Genomic DNA, 14,093 nt, shown 5'->3' with positions numbered 1-14,093 from the left:
TTGGCACGCATTCAATGTCGCTGTGCTGAACAGCGGGGCCCAGAGGGATTTGGGGCCGGCTCAAAACGGCAGCTTGAAGCCCGGGGGGAGCGGCAGGCCGCTCGTCATCTTGCCCATTTCTTCGTTACTCGCCGCATCGGCCTTTTCGCGCGCGTCGTTGAACGCGGCGGCGAGCAGGTCTTCGAGCATCTGTTTGTCGGCGGGCACGATCAGGCTGTCGTCGATCGATATTTCCTTGATGCGGCCCTTGGCGCTCGCACGAATCCGCACCAGACCGCCGCCCGAGACGCCTTCGACCTCGACGCTGTCGAGCTTCGCCTGCGCCTCCTGCATCTGCGCCTGCACCGTGGCAGCCGCTTCCTGCGCCGCCTTCATCATTTCTTCGATCGATTTCATGGGTTCGACTTATGGCGATTGTCGCCGGAAGGTTCAAGTTTCGCGTCGGGAAAAGCGGCCAAAGCGGCCTTCACCACAGGTAATTCGCGGATTCGCGCGTCATTGTCGGCCAGCGTTGCGGCGCGGATCTGGCCAAGGCTCGGCCGTCCCCCGCCTTCGCCTTCCCGCACCTGCCAGCGGCTGCCGGTCTGCGCGAGCAGCGCCTCGCCCAAGTCGCGCGCGAACGACGCGCCGAGCGCCGCCACGGGTGCGAAAACGAGATTGCCGGGTTCGAGGGTGATGATTCGCAGATGATCGTAGACATCGACCGCAAGCCGATGATTTCCCGTACTTTCGAGGAGCTGGTGGATCTGCGCCACGGTCAGCGCCGACGCGGGAGACTCGGCACTTGTGGTTGGGGGACTGTCGGCCGTGGCGACGGATTCGGCCGCGGTATTTTCCTGCGCCGCGGGCGCCGCCGGCGCGACCATCGGCGTCGCGGGCACGCCGCCTTTTTCGAGCAGTTTCGCAAGCTCGCCCGGGTCGGGCATCGACGCGGCGTAAATCACGCGCAGCAGCAGCATTTCGAGATGTTCGAGCGGATTGTTCGCGCGCAGCACCTCGTCATGCCCCTTGAGCAGCAATTGCCACAGCCGGTTGAGCGGCGCAAAACCGAGCTTTTGCGCCCAGTCGCCGATGCGTTCGCGGTCGGCTTCGGCCAGCGCCGGATCGTCGTGGCGCGACACTTTGGCGAGCGTGATCGCATGCGTGAGGTCCATCAGCCCGCGCACCATCGCGACCGGCTCGATACCGAGCGCATATTGCGCGCGCGCCAGATCGATCGCACCACCGGCATCGCCCTCGAGGATCGTCGCCATCAGCTGCCCGATCGCCGAGCGGTCGGAGAGGCCGAGCATCACGCGCACCTGATCGGCGCTGATCTTCCCGCCACCATCGAGGTCGGCGTGCGCGATCGCCTGGTCGAGGATCGACAGCCCGTCGCGCACCGATCCTTCGGCGGCGTTAGCGATCAGCCAGATCGCGGGCGCCTCGGCCTCGACGCCCTCTTTCTGCAGGATCGAACTGAAATGCGCGAAGAGCATGTCGGGGGTGATGCGGCGGAGGTCGAAACGCTGGCAGCGCGACAACACCGTCACCGGCACCTTGTTGACCTCGGTGGTCGCGAACAGGAATTTGACGTGCGGCGGCGGTTCTTCGAGCGTTTTCAGAAGCGCGTTGAAGGCGTTACGCGACAACATGTGCACTTCGTCGATGATGTAGATTTTGTAGCGCGCCGAGACGGCGGCGTAGCGCACCGCCTCGATAATCTCGCGCACATCGTCGACGCCGGTGTTCGACGCGGCGTCCATTTCGATGACGTCGATATGGCGCCCTTCGGTGATCGCGCGGCAGGGTTCGCACACGCCGCACGGATCGATCGTCGGCCCGCCCTGCCCGTCGGGGCCGATGCAGTTGAGCGCCTTGGCGATCAGGCGCGCGGTCGACGTCTTGCCGACCCCGCGCACGCCGGTCATCAGGAACGCATGCGCCAGCCGGTCGCGCGCGATCGCATTGCCGAGCGTGCGGACCATCGCATCCTGCCCGATCAGCTCGGCAAAGGTTTGCGGGCGGTATTTGCGGGCAAGGACGCGGTACGGCCCCGATGACGGCTGCGGCGCCGTCTCGGGCAGGTCCATTCCCAGCATCGGGGTTTCGTCGTCGGCGGAATCGCTCATGGCCCCGTCTTAGGGGCGCGCCGCGGTCTTGTCGAAGGGGGAAATGGGTGGGAGCCGGAACGACCCGCAGCGAATTCGTTGCGGCTGCTTCCTTCCGGACCTGACCGGGTTGGCGAAGACTGCGTCCGCCCGACTCCCGCGGCGCATATGGCGGCGGATGCAGCGAAATGCAAGCGCAGCAGTCAGCGGTCAGCGCGGCCCCTGCATGTTCCGGCTTTCGGGTGGGATGTGAACGGTGAGCCCATCGAGTTCCGCGGTGAGCACGATCTGGCATGACAGGCGGCTCGTCCGCCGCACCCCGGCGGCGAGGTCGAGCATATCCTCCTCCATCTCGCTCGCGGGTGGCAGGCGGTCGAAGTCTTCTTTGGTAACGATGACGTGGCAGGTCGAGCAGGCCATCTGGCCCTCGCACGTGCCTTCGAGCGGCATCAAATGCGCCTGCGCGACGTCGAGCAGGATCGAGCCGGGCTCGGCCTCGGCCTCGGTGCGCGCCTTGCCGTCGGCGTGGATGAAGGTGACGCGCATCAGTTTACACCCTGCAGCCGCGCGGCGACTTTGATCGCATCGAGGCCGTCGCGCAGGTCCTGCTCGCTCGTGTAGCGGCCCCAGCCGAGGCGAATCGAGGCGCGCGCGTCGGTTTCGCTGACACCCATCGCGCGCAGCACATGGCTGACCTTGCCCGAGCCGCTGCCGCACGCGCTGCCGAGCGAAAAGGCGATTTCGCGCGCGTCGGACAGTAGGCGGAGGCCGTTCACGCCTTCGCGCCGAACGTTGAGATTGCCGTGATAGCGCTGCGCGGCATCGCCGTTGATCGTCCATTCGGGGAGCATATCGAGTGCGAGCGACCAGAGGCGCTCGACATGTTCGGCGTCGGCTTCGAAGCGTTCGGCCGCGAGCGCCGCCGCGGCGCCGAAGCCGGCGCAGAGCGCGGGCGAGACGGTGCCCGAGCGCATCCCTTGTTCCTGCGCGCCGCCGAACATCAATGGCGGCAGGTCGACGCCGTCCTTGATCCACAGCGCGCCGATGCCCTTGGGCCCGTGGATCTTGTGCGCCGATAACGCGATCAGGTCGGCGCTTTCGGGAATTGCGACGCGGCCATAGCCTTGTACCGCGTCGCAGAGCAGCAGGCTGTTCTTCGCATGCGCGGCGGCGGCGAAATCGGCGACCGGCTGGATGGTGCCGACCTCGTTGTTCACGAGCATCGTCGCAACGATGCCGTTTTCGGGGATCGACGCATCGTCGGGCGGCAGAGCCAGCCCCTTACCATCAACCGGGAGGATATTTGCGTTCAGCCGCTCGAGGCATTGCAGCGAGGCCGCATGTTCGATGCTGAGCCCCGCGACGCCGCCCGGCTTCGTTTCAGCACCGCGCAGCAGCGCCCAGTTGAGCGCCTCGGTCGCGCCCGATGTGAAGAAGATACGCCCGCCCTTGGGCAGCAGCGCGGCGACCTGATCGCGCGCGACCTCGACCGCGGCGGCGGCAGCGCGCCCGCCCTTGTGCGTACTCGACGGGTTCGCGAATCCGTCGCCCTCACCCGGCCCTTCGAGCCAGCGCAGCATCGCCTCGCGCGCCTCGGGAGCGAGCGGCGTCGTGGCTTGGTAATCGAGGTAAATCATCCGGCGGACAGATCCTTATTGCGAGCGATTCGCAAAAGTTGCAACATGCTACGCAATTTCTATATAGGCGCCATCTTCGCTCCGCCACCCTGCCAGCCCGGCGATTCGGCGGCCAGCCATAAAAGATAAGAGGTGCTCCCATGCCCGACGTGATTTTCCCCGGCCCCGAAGGCCGCATCGAAGGCCGTTTCTCGCCCCCGCCGCGCCCGCGCGCGCCGGTCGCGCTGATCCTCCACCCGCATCCGCAGGGCGGCGGCACGATGAACGACCGCATCACGCAGGCGATGTACAAGAGCTTCGTCGCGCGCGGTTTCGCCGTGCTGCGCTTCAACTTCCGCGGCGTCGGCCGCAGCCAGGGGACGTTCGACAACGGCATTGGCGAGCTGAGCGATGCTGCCTCGGCGCTCGACTGGGTTCAGTCGATCCATCCCGAGGCGCAGACCACGTGGATCGCAGGCTTCAGCTTCGGCGCGTGGATCGGCATGCAGCTGCTCATGCGCCGCCCCGAAATCCGCGGCTTCCTGTCGGTCGCGCCGCCGGCGAACATGTACGACTTCAGCTTCCTTGCGCCCTGCCCCTCGTCGGGCATCATCGTTGCGGGCGGTCAGGACGAGATCGTTCCGCCGAGCGCGGTGCAGAAGCTGGTCGACAAGCTGCGCACCCAAAAGGGCATCACGATCCATCACGACGAGATCCCGCGCGCGAACCACTTCTTCGAGCATGAACTCGACCAGTTGATGAAGTCGCTCGATAACTATCTGGATATGCGGCTCGCGCCGGATTCGCCGATCCGCTGAGGCTACCGTCGCCCCCGCGAAGGCGGGGGCCGCTGGCGGTTTACGCGGCGATGCCGGACAAGACCGACAACGGCCCCCGCCTCCGCGGGGGCGACGCGCGCTATTTCACCGGCACCAGCCAGATCGCGACATTCGCGAACATCACCAGCGCCGCGATCAGCATCAGCAGCGCGCGGCGACGGTCACCCTTGCGAAAAACATAGACGGCGCCGCCGGTCAAAAGGACGCCGGTCAGCATCAGGACGGACATGATCGTGTCGGACATGGGGCGGCTTTATCGGCACCGTCACAAATTTGCCACCTCGCTTATGGCCAATCCGCGCCGCTTCGCCTAAAGGGCGCTCATCGATTCCCTATCGCCCCGCGGGAGCCGCATCATGCGCATTGCAATAGCCTCTGACCACGCCGCCTGGGAGCTGAAAGCCGCTCTCGCCGACTGGCTTCGCGAAGCCGGCCACGAAGTCGAGGATCTCGGCACCAACGGCCCGGACAGCGTCGATTATCCCGATTTCGGCTACGCCCTTGGCCAAGCCATCGCCGACGGCCGCGCGGAACGCGGCGTGGCCCTCTGCGGATCGGGCATCGGCATTTCGATTTCGGTCAACCGCAACCCGGCGGCGCGCTGCGCGCTGGTCGGCGAACCGCTGTCGGCGAAGCTGTCGCGCGAACATAATGACGCGAACGTCATCGCGATGGGCGCGCGCCTGACCGGCATCGACATGGCCAAGGCGTGCCTCGACGCCTTCCTCACCACCGAATTCGCCGGCGACCGCCACGCGCGCCGCGTCGACAAGCTATCCAACCCGCCCCAACTGGAGACCAGCCGATGACCACAGACACGCTCGCCAAGCCCATCAAGTCGGCCGGCTATTTCACCGACGGCGTCGGCACCGTCGACCCCGCGGTCGCGGCGGCGATGAAGCATGAGCTCAAACGCGAGCAGTATCAGATCGAGCTGATCGCGTCGGAGAATATCGTCTCGAAGGCGGTGCTCGAAGCCCAGGGCAGCGTCTTCACCAACAAATATGCCGAAGGCTATCCCGGCCGCCGCTATTATCAGGGCTGCGCGCCGTCGGACGAGGTCGAGACGCTCGCGATCGACCGCGCGAAGCAGCTGTTCGATTGCGGCTATGCCAACGTCCAGCCGCATTCGGGCGCACAGGCGAACGGCGCGGTGATGCTGGCGCTGACCAAGCCCGGCGCGACGATCCTCGGCATGAGCCTCGACGCCGGCGGTCACCTGACCCACGGCGCGCCGCCCGCGATGTCGGGCAAATGGTTCAACGCGGTGCAGTACGGCGTGCGCGCCGACGACCATCTCGTCGATTTCGACCAGGTCGAGGCCCTCGCGAAGGAACATCGCCCCGCGCTGATCATCGCGGGCGGCTCGGCCTATCCGCGCACGCTCGATTTCGCGCGCTTCCGCAAGATCGCCGACGATGTCGGCGCGCTGCTGATGGTCGACATGGCGCATTTCGCGGGCCTCGTCGCCGGCGGTGCACACCCTTCGCCGATGGAACATGCGCATGTCGTCACCACGACGACGCACAAGACGCTGCGCGGCCCGCGCGGCGGCATGATCCTGACCAATGATGAAGCGATCGCCAAGCGCATCAACTCGGCGGTCTTCCCCGGCCTGCAGGGCGGCCCGCTGATGCACGTCATCGCCGCCAAGGCCGTGGCGTTCGGCGAAGCGCTGCGTCCCGAGTTCAAGGATTATGCGAAGGCGACGATCGCCAATGCGCAGGCGCTCGCGAACCGGCTCAAGGACCGCGGCGCCGACGTCGTCGCGGGCGGCACCGACACGCACCTCGCGCTGATCGACCTGCGCCCGCTCGGCGTCACCGGCCGCGACGCCGACGAGGCGCTCGAACGCAGCGCGATCACCTGCAACAAGAACGGCATCCCCTTCGACCCGCTGCCGCCGGTCAAGACCAGCGGCATCCGCGTCGGATCGCCCGCGGGCACGACGCGCGGCTTCGGCATCGCCGAGTTCGAGGAAATCGGCGATATGGTTGCCGATGTGCTTGAGGCGCTGCGCGACAAGGGCGAGCATGGCGACGCCGATGTCGAAGCGAACGTACGGGGCCGCGTCCGCGCGCTGTGCGAACGCTTCCCTATCTATCAGGGATAAGGGCAATGGCGCGGCAGCACCCCGAGGAACCGACGCTGGTCGAACTCTCGATCGAAGAGGTCAAGGCGATGGGCAGGCAAGGCCTGGCCCATCCCTCGACGCGTCCGGTGCTGATCGGGGGCGCGGTCGGCGGCGCGATCGGACTGATGCTCGACGCGATCACCTGGCCGGTCGGCCTGTTCGCGGGCGCCCTGATCGCGCTCGTCATGCGGGTGAAGCGTTAACCGATGCGCTGCCCCTATTGCGGCCATGAAGACAGCCAGGTGAAGGACAGCCGTCCGACCGAGGACGGCGCCGCGATTCGCCGCCGTCGCCAGTGCGAGGATTGCGGCGCGCGCTTCACAACCTTTGAACGCATCCAGCTTCGCGAAGTCGGGGTCACCAAGGCCGACGGCCGCCGCGAACCCTTCGATCGCGAAAAACTGATGCGCAGCATCCAGATCGCGTGCCGCAAGCGCCCGATCGACGGCGCGCGCATCGAACGGCTGGTGTCGGGAATCCAGCGCCAGCTCGAGACCTCGGGCGAGAGCGAAGTGCAGGCGCAGCAGATCGGCGGCATGGTGATGGAAGCGCTGAAAGGCTTCGACAGCGTCGCCTATATCCGCTTCGCCAGCGTCTACCGCGAATTTACCGAAGCGAAGGACTTCGAGGAATTCGCCTCCTCGGTCACCGAGGCGGCGCGGCCGATCAAATGAGCGCGGCCGCCCCGCCCCCTGTCATCGTCCTCGTCCGTCCGCAGCTTGGTGAGAATATCGGCAAAGCGGCGCGCGCGATGCTTAATTTCGGGCTGACCGAACTGCGCCTCGTCACCCCGCGCGATGGCTGGCCCAATCCCGACGCCGGTCCGGCATCGGCGGGCGCCGACATCGTGCTCGCCGAGGCGAAGGTGTTCGACAGCCTCGCCGATGCGGTCGCCGACTGCACCACCATCTATGCCACCACGGTGCGCAAGCGCGGCGTGATGAAGCCCGTGCTGACCCCCGAAGCGGCGGCGCGCGAAGTTCATGCCAGCGCGGGCCGCTCGGCCTATGTGTTCGGTGCCGAACGCTCGGGGCTCGAAACCGACGATGTCGCGCTCGCGCACGCGATCGTCACAGTGCCGATCAACCCCAAATTCGCGTCGCTCAACCTCGCGCAAGCGGTCATCCTGCTTGCCTATGAATGGTCGAAAGGCGTCGCACTCACGAGCCCGCCCGAGGTGCCGCTCGATCCGCCCGCACCGCATGGCGAGCTCGAACAACTGATCGAACATCTCACGCGCGATCTCGATGCGAGCGGTTATTTCGTTCCGCCCGAGCGCACCGAGGCGACGCTGCGCACCTTGCGCACCGCGCTGACCAAGACGGGGTGGTCGCACAATGATATCAGGATGATGCACGGCATCGTGACCGCACTTGGCAGGAAGCCCAGGGCCGGATAACGAAGGCACATTCCTTGCTGGTGACCGCTCGATGTCCTTTTTGCTGATTTCCCTCGCCCTTTCGGTCACCGCTCCCGAGGCGAAGACCAGCGAGCAGAGGCCCGAAACCATCCCCGCGCCCGAAAGAAAAGCCGGGCCGAAACCGATCTGTCGTACCATCATCTACACCGGCAGCCGGCTCCCCCAGCGCGAATGCCGCACCCAGGAGCAATGGGACCGCCGGGCCGACGAGACCGGTAAGTGGATGGATCAATACAAGAATTGACAATCGATATTTGGCATGCTGCATGTCAATTCATCGCTCACCTTGCCGTGACGACCCGGTGACAATCCCCCAGGAGTTTGATTTCATGATAAGTCTATTGCTTTCGCTCGCCCTCGCGGCGGCCGGAGCCGATACGGCGAACACTCAGCCGGCGACCGAAACTGCTGCCAAACCCGCAAAAGCCAAGCCGAAGCTGATTTGCCGCCGCCTGGCCGACACTGGCAGCCGTCTGCCCGAACGCGAATGCCGCACGCAGGAAGACTGGGATCGCCAGGCAGACAGCATCAGCAAGAGGCTGAGCAACGAGAAATAAATGCCGCTGGTCGGCGTTTCCGAGGCACCGGTCGAACGGGTGCTTGGCGATTACGCCAAGACAAGGAGAGTGTGGTTTCGACAACCCCTTGGCTATTGCGGGAAATATCCCTAGGAAGCCACACCCCTCCAAGGAGCGAATATTGTTATGATCTCTGCGATACTTTCCCTGGCCCTTGCAGCAACGTCGCCGACCGTGGCCGCGGATTCGCCTGCAAAGCCGGCCAAACCCAAGAAGGTTTGCGAAAAGGTCGAAGTCACCGGCAGCACGGTGCCAAAGCGCGTGTGCCGCACGGTCGTCGAACCCGCAAAGCCGAAGGAAGAAGCGGTGCAGGCTGTCGTCGCGCAGCCCGCGGGCGGCAGCACCAACTAAGCCCGGCGGTCAGCTATCGGCGCGCAGGCGGTCCCACTGGGTCGCCTCATAGGCGATCGATTGTTCGACCAGTTCGTTCCACACGGCGCGAAGTCGCGCGGGTTCCAGTCCGGCGGCTTCGGCTTCGCGCGCGACATTGTCGAGCACCTGGGCCTTGCGGGCTTCGTCGCGAACGGCGCCCCGGTCGGCCTTGATGCGCGCCGCAGCGTCCATATAGCCGAAACGGCGGACGAGCAGCGCGACGAGTTCGCGATCGACCTGATCGACCCCGGCGCGGACATCGATCATCGTTTCGCACTGTTCGGGAAGTTTCGCGGACGTCATGCGCGCTGCCTTTAGCGGCTTTTTCGCCGCTGTCGAGCGGGTGGCTTGATGCTTGACTTTACGCGTCCCCCCGTCTAACCGCGCGCCTTCGCAATGGACCCCGCACCCCGGTGAAGCGGCGGTCGCATATGGCATTGGCTCATATGGTGCGACCCGGGAACCGCCGAAATCCTTCGGCACACAGCATATTGGAGACGACATATGTCGAAGCGCCAGAGCGCCAAGTATAAACTCGACCGCCGGATGGGTGAAAACATCTGGGGTCGCCCGAAGAGCCCCGTCAACCGCCGCGAATATGGCCCCGGCCAGCACGGTCAGCGCCGCAAGGGCAAGATGTCGGACTTCGGCATCCAGCTCCGCGCGAAGCAGAAGCTGAAGGGCTATTACGGCGACATCACCGAAAAGCAGTTCAAGAAGAACTATTTCGAAGCGTCGCGCATGAAGGGCGACACCGGCCAGAACCTGATCGGCCTGCTCGAGCGCCGCCTCGACGCCGTTGTCTACCGCTCGAAGTTCACCCCGACGATCTTCTCGGCGCGTCAGCTCGTCAGCCACGGTCACGTCTATGTGAACGGCGTGAAGTGCAACGTCGCCAGCCGCCTCGTGAAGCCGGGCGACGAAGTCACCCTCGGCAAGAAGGCGCAGGAAATGGCGCTGGTCGCCGAAGCGCAGAGCCTGCCCGAGCGCGACCTGCCCGAATATCTGTCGGTTGACGGCACCAAGTCGACCTACGTCCGCGTTCCGACGCTCGACGAAGTGCCCTATCCGGTGAAGATGGAACCGAACCTGGTCGTCGAATTCTATTCGCGCTGATCGAGTTCGCTATCGAATTCAAAGGGGCGGTCCGGCAACGGGCCGCCCCTTTTCGTTTCACTTCGGCAGGAAGGCCGAAATCTTGCGGAGCATGTCCGCACGCGCCTCCCCTGTTTCCAGGCTGTGGCCCAGTTCGGGATATTCCACCAACTCGACGCGCTTGCCCTTCGCCGTCAGTTCGCGTTTCATCGTCCGTGCCTGCGCGACGCGGACATTCTGGTCAAAAGTGCCGTGGAACATCAGCACCGGTGCCTTGATTGCACCGGCATTCTGCGCCGGCGATCCTTCGCGAATATGTGGACCGGTGCCGATAAACCGCGCGTTGATCGCGCCGCCGCCGGCATCCCCCTCTTCGGTGCGCAATTGCTCCAGGTCGGTGACAGGGGCGATGGCGACGATCGCTCGAAACAGATCGGGTGCGACGACACCCGACTGCAAAGCGGCATAACCACCATAGGACCAGCCCACGATCGACAATTTCGCAGGATCGGCCCCCTGCCCGGAAACCAGCCAGCGCCCCCCGTCGGTAACATCGCCCATCGCAGCCTTCCACGATTTGAACCCGTTCTTCTGATACCATTCGTCGCCATATCCCGACGATCCGCGGAAATTGGGCTGGAGCACCGCAAAGCCCGCCTGCGCGAAATATTGTGCCATCCAGTCGAAACCCCACTCGTCGCGCGCCGACGGGCCGCCGTGCGGCATCACGATGGCGGGCAATCCCTTGGCGTCATTGCGTCCCGGCGGAAGGGTCAGATAGGCGGGCACCATAGCCCCGTCGGCGGCGGAATAGGTGACCGGACGAACGGGCGACAGCGTCATTTCGGCCAGCGCGTCACGCTCGCCCAGCAACGGGCGCAGTTCCTTCGCCTTCGGATCGAACAGGAAATATTGGCCGGGGTCGACGTCCGAACTGGTCCGGATCAGATAGCGGCTTTCGTCGGCCGATGCATCGGCGATCATGATCTGCTTGCCACCCAGCACCTTTGAAAGCGCCGCCGTCATTTTGGCGAGCGCCGGATCCGTGAGCACCGAAACACGACGGTCGGTGGCATAGGAAACCCCGACGATACGGCCGTTGCGACCGACACGAACGATATTGTCGATATCGACTTCGGGATGTTTGAAAACGGTCGTGACGGCGCCGCTGCCGTCCAGCGCCATGGCGACAACGGCCTTGCGCCCTTCGACCGATTGCAGCCCGTAGACGCGGTCGGTGGCGGGATCGATCGCCAACGGGTTAAAGCCTTGCTCGCTCGCAATGTCATAAATGGACAGAGGCTTCCAGACGCTGTCGCCCTTTCCTCGGTAGAGGAAGCGAATGGCCGGGTCCATTTGGCCGCTATTTTGCGAATAGCCCTGCGTCGCCATCACGCGGACCTGCCCGTGGCCATCCGACAGATAATAGATCGCGTCGCGGTTCGGCGCTTCGACGCGTTTGCTTGTTCCGTTCGCGGCATCAACGCGATCGACGCCCAATCCCTCGCTCCGGCCGGCGATGAATGTGCCGGTATTGTTTTCGGGAACATAGGTTCGCGTCATCAGCAGCGACCCGTTTTCCGACGCCGACCAGTCCAGAACACTGCCGCCGCGAAAATCCGCATAGAGCGATCGCGCGCTGCGCCGGTTGCTGAGGGATTTGAGATTCCCGCCCGCCGCATCGATCGCAATGAGGTTGCTGGCGGCGACAATCTCACCCGCCAGCTTGTCACGTTGGTATGTCTGACACGCGAGCCGCGCGTTCGTCACCCAGCCGCACCAGCTCAGAAACCCATCTTCGCCACTGCTCGACAAGATCTGTTTGGGGGTCGCCCCTTCGGTCGCATCGACGACAAACAGGCGGCGCATCAACTTTTCGCCATTTTCGATGAAAGCGATCCGCGTGCCATCGGGCGACAGGCTGACATCCCGGATCGATTCGAGCGCACCGAAACGCGCCGCATTGTCCACGGCCCCCTGCGCAACGGCGCCCGAAAGCGCAGGCACAGCCGCGACCAGTGCACAAAGCGGAAGCGCACCGCGCCTCATCATATCAAGTTTCAACAAAAGCCCCTCCCGTTGCCCTTTTCAGGCGGTCCACGGTGAAGACCGCGGCCAATTTTTCAAGTGACTTTGGTACCTTGCTGGCAGCTTCGGCCAAAAAATCCGCCACGACCACCCGCCTTGCATCGGAGCGCCCCGGCTGGCACAAGCCCGCTCGTCGCAAATGAAACTTTCCGAGGAATTTCCATGCTTCGTTTCCCCCGAACGACCGCAGCCGTTGCGGTTCTCCTGACCGTTGCCGCGTGCAACAGCTCCGACAAGGCCGCGACGTCGGCCACCGCCATTCCCGACGTCCAGATCCCCGAACTGTCGCTCACGACCTTGCAGGAGGTGACGAAGGAATTGTCGTCGGATGCCTATGAAGGCCGCGCCCCCGGCACCCCGGGCGAGGAAAAGACCGTCGCCTATATCATCAAGAAATATGAGGAAGCGGGGCTGAAGCCCGGCAACAACGGCAAGTGGACGCAGGACGTGCCGCTGGTCGAAATCACCGCGAAGAATGCGACGCCGCTCACCTTCACCGGCGGCAAGACGCCGGTCACCGCGCAATATGCGAAGGATTATGTCGCGTTCAGCTATCGCGTCCAGCCCAAGACCGCGGTCAAGGACAGCGACGTCGTGTTCGTCGGTTACGGCATTAACGCCCCCGAAAAGGGCTGGAACGACTATGCCGGGCTCGACGTGAAGGGGAAGACCGTCGTCGTCCTCGTCAACGATCCCGACTGGCAGACCAAGGAAGCCAAGGGCGAATTCAACGGCCGCGCGATGACCTATTATGGCCGCTGGTCGTACAAATATGAGGAAGCCGCGCGTCAGGGCGCCGCCGCGGTGCTGATCGTCCACGACACCGAACCCGCCGCTTATGGCTGGAATGTCGTCGAATCGAGCAACACCGGCACCAATTACCTCGCCGAGAGCAAGAATGGCGGAGCCGACCAGACCGCCGCGAACGGCTGGATCCAGCTTCCGAAGGCAAAGGAACTCTTCGCGAGCGCCGGACAGGATTTCGACAAGCTGCGTGCCGACGCGGGCAAGAAGGGCTTCAAGCCCGTGGCGCTGGCCGGCGTGAAGGCGTCGTTCGCTTTCGACAACCAGATCGCAAAGAAGATGTCGCGCAACGTCATCGGCGTGCTGCCGGGTACGAAGCGCCCCGACGAATATGTGCTCTACACTGGCCACTGGGACCACCTCGGCCGCTGCACGCCCGTTGCCGGCGACGACATTTGCAACGGCGCGGTCGACAATGCGAGCGGCATCGCCGGTCTCGTGGCGCTGGCACAGGCATTCCACAAGGCGGGCGCGCCCGACCGCAGCGTCGTGTTCCTCGCGGTCACCGCCGAGGAATCGGGGCTGCTCGGGTCGAAGTTCTACGCCGAAAATCCCGTCTTCCCGCTCGCACAGACCGTTGGCGGCGTGAACATGGACTCGCTCAACCCGATCGGCCCCGCGAAGGACATCGTCGTCGTCGGTCGCGGCAAATCCGAACTCGACACTTATCTCGCCAAGATCGCGACCGCAGAAAAGCGCACCGTGGTCGATGAACCGACCCCCGAAAAGGGCTTCTACTACCGCTCCGACCATTTCAGCTTCGCCAAGCTCGGCGTGCCGATGTTCAACTTCGGCAGCGGCGAGGATCTGGTCGAAGGCGGCACCGAAGCCGGCAAGGCGGCGCGCGCGGACTATACCAAGAACCGCTACCACGCACCCGGCGACGAATATGAGGCCATCACCAACTGGGACGGCATGCTCGCCGACCTCCGCCTCTATTACGCCGCGGGCCGCATGCTGGCGATGACCCACGCGTGGCCGAACTGGGTGGAAGGCGATGAATTCCGCGCCGCCCGCGACAAGTCGCGTCCCGCAAAGTAAGCGGAAAGAGCGCGCG

At 64.8% G+C, this 14,093-nt stretch carries 18 protein-coding genes and 1 other RNA gene; 11 read left to right on the top strand and 8 right to left on the bottom strand.

The features are described from left to right. Positions 1–60 precede the first annotated feature (60 nt). The 5 genes from FG91_RS00365 to FG91_RS00350 all read right to left on the bottom strand — a co-directional run bounded on the left by FG91_RS00365 (position 61) and on the right by FG91_RS00350 (position 3,727). Positions 61–396, bottom strand: a complete 336-nt coding sequence (locus tag FG91_RS00365) for a YbaB/EbfC family nucleoid-associated protein (protein WP_037510420.1) — start codon at positions 394–396, stop codon at positions 61–63. Further along, positions 393–2,111, bottom strand: a complete 1,719-nt coding sequence (locus FG91_RS00360; RefSeq protein WP_081940339.1) for a DNA polymerase III subunit gamma/tau — start codon at positions 2,109–2,111, stop codon at positions 393–395. Before FG91_RS00360 ends, FG91_RS00365 begins: the two co-directional genes overlap by 4 nt. Positions 2,112–2,154: 43 nt before the next feature. After that, positions 2,155–2,252, bottom strand: an RNA gene (gene ffs, locus FG91_RS21205) — signal recognition particle sRNA small type. A 48-nt stretch (positions 2,253–2,300) separates the two neighbouring features. After that, positions 2,301–2,639 (bottom strand): 2Fe-2S iron-sulfur cluster-binding protein, encoded by a 339-nt coding sequence (locus FG91_RS00355; RefSeq protein ID WP_152567959.1) that lies wholly within the window; start codon positions 2,637–2,639, stop codon positions 2,301–2,303. After that, positions 2,636–3,727, bottom strand: a complete 1,092-nt coding sequence (locus FG91_RS00350) for a cysteine desulfurase family protein (RefSeq protein ID WP_037510413.1) — start codon at positions 3,725–3,727, stop codon at positions 2,636–2,638. Before FG91_RS00350 ends, FG91_RS00355 begins: the two co-directional genes overlap by 4 nt. 140 nt (positions 3,728–3,867) lie before the next feature. On the opposite strand from FG91_RS00350, the gene FG91_RS00345 reads away from it, so the two are divergent. After that, the gene (locus FG91_RS00345) at positions 3,868–4,524 is read left to right on the top strand and encodes an alpha/beta hydrolase (RefSeq protein ID WP_037510410.1); all 657 of its coding nucleotides are present in this window, start codon (positions 3,868–3,870) and stop codon (positions 4,522–4,524) included. Positions 4,525–4,624: 100 nt separating this feature from the next. Here FG91_RS00345 and FG91_RS22150 read toward each other — a convergent pair whose 3' ends face one another. After that, positions 4,625–4,789: a hypothetical protein gene (locus FG91_RS22150; RefSeq protein WP_162835105.1), complete on the bottom strand. Its 165-nt coding sequence runs from the start codon at positions 4,787–4,789 to the stop codon at positions 4,625–4,627. 112 nt (positions 4,790–4,901) lie between these two features. On the opposite strand from FG91_RS22150, the gene rpiB reads away from it, so the two are divergent. From rpiB to FG91_RS21940, 8 genes are all read left to right on the top strand, one after another. Continuing rightward, entirely contained in the window at positions 4,902–5,354 is a 453-nt protein-coding gene (gene rpiB, locus FG91_RS00340; protein WP_037510407.1) for a ribose 5-phosphate isomerase B, read from the top strand. Further along, positions 5,351–6,658 carry a serine hydroxymethyltransferase gene (gene glyA / locus FG91_RS00335; protein WP_037510404.1) on the top strand — a complete coding sequence of 436 codons (1,308 nt, stop codon included), beginning with the start codon at positions 5,351–5,353 and terminating at the stop codon, positions 6,656–6,658. Before rpiB ends, glyA begins: the two co-directional genes overlap by 4 nt. A gap of 5 nt (positions 6,659–6,663) precedes the next feature. Beyond that, complete coding sequence (locus FG91_RS00330) at positions 6,664–6,882, top strand: hypothetical protein (RefSeq protein ID WP_037510401.1); 219 nt, start codon at positions 6,664–6,666, stop codon at positions 6,880–6,882. 3 nt (positions 6,883–6,885) lie between these two features. Continuing rightward, a complete protein-coding gene (gene nrdR / locus FG91_RS00325; protein ID WP_037510398.1) occupies positions 6,886–7,353 on the top strand; it encodes a transcriptional regulator NrdR in 468 nt (155 codons plus the stop codon). Further along, positions 7,350–8,078: an RNA methyltransferase gene (locus tag FG91_RS00320; RefSeq protein ID WP_037510396.1), complete on the top strand. Its 729-nt coding sequence runs from the start codon at positions 7,350–7,352 to the stop codon at positions 8,076–8,078. The genes nrdR and FG91_RS00320 overlap by 4 nt, the downstream gene beginning before the upstream one ends. Positions 8,079–8,109: 31 nt before the next feature. Continuing rightward, on the top strand, positions 8,110–8,343 hold the full coding sequence (locus FG91_RS00315; protein ID WP_037510392.1) for a hypothetical protein: 234 nt from the start codon (positions 8,110–8,112) through the stop codon (positions 8,341–8,343). 22 nt (positions 8,344–8,365) lie between these two features. Then, a complete protein-coding gene (locus FG91_RS00310) occupies positions 8,366–8,656 on the top strand; it encodes a hypothetical protein (RefSeq protein ID WP_152567947.1) in 291 nt (96 codons plus the stop codon). A gap of 195 nt (positions 8,657–8,851) precedes the next feature. After that, entirely contained in the window at positions 8,852–9,028 is a 177-nt protein-coding gene (locus tag FG91_RS21940; protein WP_161785604.1) for a hypothetical protein, read from the top strand. Positions 9,029–9,037: 9 nt separating this feature from the next. Here FG91_RS21940 and FG91_RS00305 read toward each other — a convergent pair whose 3' ends face one another. Beyond that, positions 9,038–9,352, bottom strand: coding sequence for a chorismate mutase (locus FG91_RS00305; protein WP_037510387.1), 315 nt, complete (start codon positions 9,350–9,352; stop codon positions 9,038–9,040). 201 nt (positions 9,353–9,553) lie between these two features. On the opposite strand from FG91_RS00305, the gene rpsD reads away from it, so the two are divergent. Then, a complete protein-coding gene (rpsD, locus tag FG91_RS00300; protein ID WP_037510385.1) occupies positions 9,554–10,165 on the top strand; it encodes a 30S ribosomal protein S4 in 612 nt (203 codons plus the stop codon). 57 nt (positions 10,166–10,222) lie between these two features. On the opposite strand, the gene FG91_RS00295 is transcribed toward rpsD, so the two are convergent. Further along, positions 10,223–12,196, bottom strand: a complete 1,974-nt coding sequence (locus FG91_RS00295; protein ID WP_052187170.1) for an alpha/beta hydrolase family protein — start codon at positions 12,194–12,196, stop codon at positions 10,223–10,225. Positions 12,197–12,394: 198 nt separating this feature from the next. Here FG91_RS00295 and FG91_RS00290 point away from each other — a divergent pair, with 198 nt between their 5' ends. Beyond that, a complete protein-coding gene (locus tag FG91_RS00290; RefSeq protein ID WP_037510384.1) occupies positions 12,395–14,077 on the top strand; it encodes a M28 family metallopeptidase in 1,683 nt (560 codons plus the stop codon). Positions 14,078–14,093: the final 16 nt, after the last annotated feature.

It is taken from the genome of Sphingopyxis sp. LC81, from assembly GCF_000756375.1.
GTDB lineage: Bacteria > Pseudomonadota > Alphaproteobacteria > Sphingomonadales > Sphingomonadaceae > Sphingopyxis.
The sequence above is the reverse complement of the archived record's forward strand: the minus strand, read 5'-3'. Positions and strand labels throughout refer to the sequence as shown.